Annotated in this window: 1 protein-coding gene and 2 pseudogenes; all 3 read right to left on the reverse strand. The window is 71.0% G+C overall.

The window, feature by feature from the left end:
* A pseudogene (locus tag A3IG_RS31510) lies at positions 1 to 79 on the reverse strand (roadblock/LC7 domain-containing protein); the annotation flags it as partial.
* A complete protein-coding gene (locus A3IG_RS35800; RefSeq protein ID WP_078500977.1) occupies positions 80 to 3,235 on the reverse strand; it encodes a sensor histidine kinase in 3,156 nt (1,051 codons plus the stop codon).
* 360 nt (positions 3,236 to 3,595) lie between these two features.
* Positions 3,596 to 3,708: pseudogene (locus A3IG_RS31515) on the reverse strand (ATP-binding protein); the annotation flags it as partial.

Consider the following 3,708-nt stretch of genomic DNA (forward strand, 5'->3'; position numbering starts at 1 on the left):
GGGAAACACCCGGGGTGTTGTCCACGAAGTTGGTGATCAACCAGTTCAGGTTCTGCGCCGCCTGGCTCATGGCACTCAACTAACGCTCCTGGTGACTGGGGCCGAAGCCCTCACGGTTGCTGTCACTGCTCTCGCTGCGCCCCTGCTGGATACCGCGACGCAGACTGGTGAGCCTTCCGCGCACCTCGTCGGGTGTGCGGGAGACCTGGGGGCCGTCCTGAGGAGTGGGCTGCGCGCTGCCCGGGATCAGGTTCGCTCTGGGGACCCGCCGGGGCAGGCCGGACGGGGTGAAACCGCTCGCCTGCGGATCGCGGACCTGGGAGGCCCGGCGCCAGTGGTCGTCGTTGGGCGACTGCCACTGGTCGGCGCCCTCGGGAGCTTCTCCCCGGGGATGGTCGGGGGTCTGCGGGGCGCCCTCGGCAGGTCCCTCCTCGGTCGGCTGCCGCTGCCAGTTCCACCTCCCGTCGGTGCCGGGATCTCCCTGCGGTCTCTTCGGCTGCCGACGGGGAAGGCCGCTGTCGGTGAAGCTTACGCCCTCGAACGGGGGTGCGTATGGGGAACTGTCGTGCCCGGTGGACGAGGGCGTCGGTTCCCCCGTCGTCGGGGAGTCCCCGGGGTCGGCCCACGAGGTGTCCCCGGGGTGCCCGGACGGGAGGGCCGGCGGGCCCGGGTACTGTGCTCCCTCGTGTTCCGCCCCCGGGCCCGCGGCCGGCTCCGACCACCCCCGCAACTCGGGGAACCACTGGTCGGCGGTGGGGTGCAGGGGGTGCTCCTGGCCGTGGGGGAACGCGGGCTCCGCGTGGTACCCGGGCCCGTCGGCAGGTCCCTGCGGATGACCGGGGTACCAGGGTTCCTCCTGGTACCCGAGCCCCTCCCGGTACGGCAACGCCGGGTGGTGCGGGGAGTCCACCGGATACGGCGGCTCGTTCGCCGGGCCCTCGGCGTGCGCCTGCGGGTGCGCGTCCTGGTCCGTCGCTCCCAGTGCCGCCCGCCGCTCCTCGCGCTGCAACGAGCGGCCCACCGGGTCAAGGCCGGGATCGGCCGCCCCGCCCGTTACCCCGCGCGCCGCGGGGTCCAGCGCGGCGCCGGGCCCGGACGGCACCTGGGCCGCCCCGCCCCCGGCTCCCGGAGGTAGTCCCGGCTCGCCCGCCACCACGGGGAACCCGTCGGGGAGTTCGGGCGGCTGGCCACCACGGGTCACCGGCTCGGGGAGCATGACCAGCGACGTGGTGCCGGAGGAGTCACCCGACGGCCGCAATTGCACCCGGATGTCGTGCCGTTGGGCGAGCCGCCCCACCACGAACAGGCCCATCCTGCGGGCGACGGTCACGTCCACCGTGGGCGGGTTGGCCAGCTTCTGGTTGATGTCCGTGAAGTCCTCGGGGGTGAGCCCGATCCCCTGGTCGTGGATCTCCACCATCACCCGGCCGTCGGGCAGCCTGGTGCCGTTGACCCGCACCTTGGTCTGCGGACTGGAGAACGCGGTGGCGTTCTCCAGCAGCTCGGCGAGGAGGTGCACCAGGTCGTTGACGGCGGTACCGTTGATCTCCGTTTCCGGGATGCCGGTCAGTTCGATCCGCTCGTACTGCTCCACCTCGGAGATGGCGGCGCGCAGCACGTCCACCAGCGGGACCGGGCGGGTCCACTGGCGCCCCGGCTCCTCGCCCGCGAGGACCAGGAGGTTCTCGCCGTTGCGGCGCATGCGGGTGGCCAGGTGGTCCAGCTTGAACAGGTTCTCCAGTTGGTCCGGCTCGGCCTCGTTGTTCTCCAGGTCGGTGATCAGGGTCAACTGCCGCTGGATCAGTCCCTGGTTGCGCCGCGAGAGGTTGGTGAAGATGGCGTTGACGTTCCCGCGGAGCAGCGCCTGCTCCGCCGCCAACCGCACCGCCTCCCGGTGTACCTGGTCGAACGCCCGGGCGACCTCGCCTATCTCGTCCCGACCGAACAGCGGGATGGGCTCCACCCGGGTGTCCACCCGCCCCGGGTCGGTCTTGGACAGGTTCTCCACCAGACCGGGCAGCCGCACCTCGGCGATGTCCATGGCAGAACTGCGCAGGACCCCCATGCCCCGCACCATCGAACGGGCGACGAAGAAGGTGAGCAGCCCCGCGAGCAGGAGCATCAGCAGGGCGGCGACGCTGTTGATCAACGCGTCGCGCTGCGCCTGGGTCTTGATGTCCCCTGCCTGCGCCACGATCTGGTCGGTGATCTGGACCTCGACCTGGTGCATCTGGTCGAACTCCGTGGAGGCCAGGGAGTACCACCGCGCGGAGCTGAGCCCGGCCTCGGCCAGGGAACTGCCGGGCGGGACGCCGAGCACCTCGCTCTGGTACGCGTTGGCCTCGCCCACGCGCTCCTCACTGACCTCGGTCTGGAACAGCTCCACGTCCTCGGGCAGCGCACCGGAGAGGAACTCCGCCTTGGCCACCTCTTCGAGCAGTGCGGACGCCCGTATGGTGACGACGTCCGCGTCGGCCAGCTCGTCGCGGGCGAACGCGCCGAGCACCGTGGCCCGCTGGGTGGAGGACGACGCCTTGGCCAGGGAGAGTGCGTAGACGGCGCGGCCACGGCTGTTGATGTCGCTGGAACCGAAGCCCAGCTCGTTGTCGAACGCGTTGAGCGGGCGGAACATGTCCGAGTACGCCTGGATGGTCGCCTCGGGCGACAACTCGTCGGTGAACGCGTCCTGGCGCAGCGAGGCCAGCGACGCCAGGCTGTTCTCGGCGGCTCTGGTGCGGCTGGTGATCCGCGAGTTGCCCGGGGCCCCGCGGGCGTCCGCCCGGAACTCCCGCACGCGCGCGTCGGTCTCCGCCCGGGCCTGCTTGACCTGGGGGTCGTCGCGGTCGCCACGGATCAACGGCAACGTGGAGACGTCGCGTTCGTTCTCCAGCGCGTTGGCCACGCCGGTGGCGCTGCGGGCCAGCTTCGCGGCCTGTTCGGCGTCCGCTGCCTGCTGGGCGTACTCCACGGAGTCGGCGATCCGCAGCCCCGCGAAGACCAGGCCGGCGACCATGGGAATGGCCAGGATGGCCAGCAGTCGGCTGGGCACCCGCCAGTTCCGCAGGGCGAACCTGCTGCCGGTCGCCACGGACGCCCCGGCGCCCCCGTCCTGCGGGGGCCCCTGGGGCGGTGGGGCGTTGGTGGGCGGGACGAAGTTGCCCCGGTGCGCCGATGCCCGTGGCGGGTTGTGTGCCGGGGCGCTGTCCTGCGCGGGCACTCGCTTGGTACGCCTCACTCCACCAACAACCTCCCGGCCCGGCTCGGGCCATGGAATAGCAAACCGCGACCCCCGACCGTTCCCCGCTCGAGGGTTCGTCGCATTGCAGCACGTTGGAAGGGCACGCACCAAACGACTGAACGGAACAGCGTTCCGGTGCAGAAATGGGGCATATGCCGGCAGGTTTGGCAAACGTCAACAGGTTGCTGTGCGCTCCGGAACCGTATGGCCGCGTCCCGTGTTCGACGGGCGCGGATTGTCTGTCTAAACGTTATGAACGTCATGCAGGCGATGGCCGATCGCCTGGGGTGCCGGCCCGGTGCCGTTGGTGTGGCTACCGGGGCGAGCGGATCGCCGCAGGTCAGTGCCGGTTGTGGATCACCTGAGTCGGGCGAGCAGGGCGTGTTCGACGAGGGTGATGAGGGTGGATTTGGTTTCTGAGCGGTTGCGTGCGTCGGTGGTGATGATGGGGGTGTCGGTGGGGATCTGGA

Source organism: Wenjunlia vitaminophila DSM 41686 (genome assembly GCF_000380165.1).
Lineage (GTDB): Bacteria > Actinomycetota > Actinomycetes > Streptomycetales > Streptomycetaceae > Wenjunlia > Wenjunlia vitaminophila.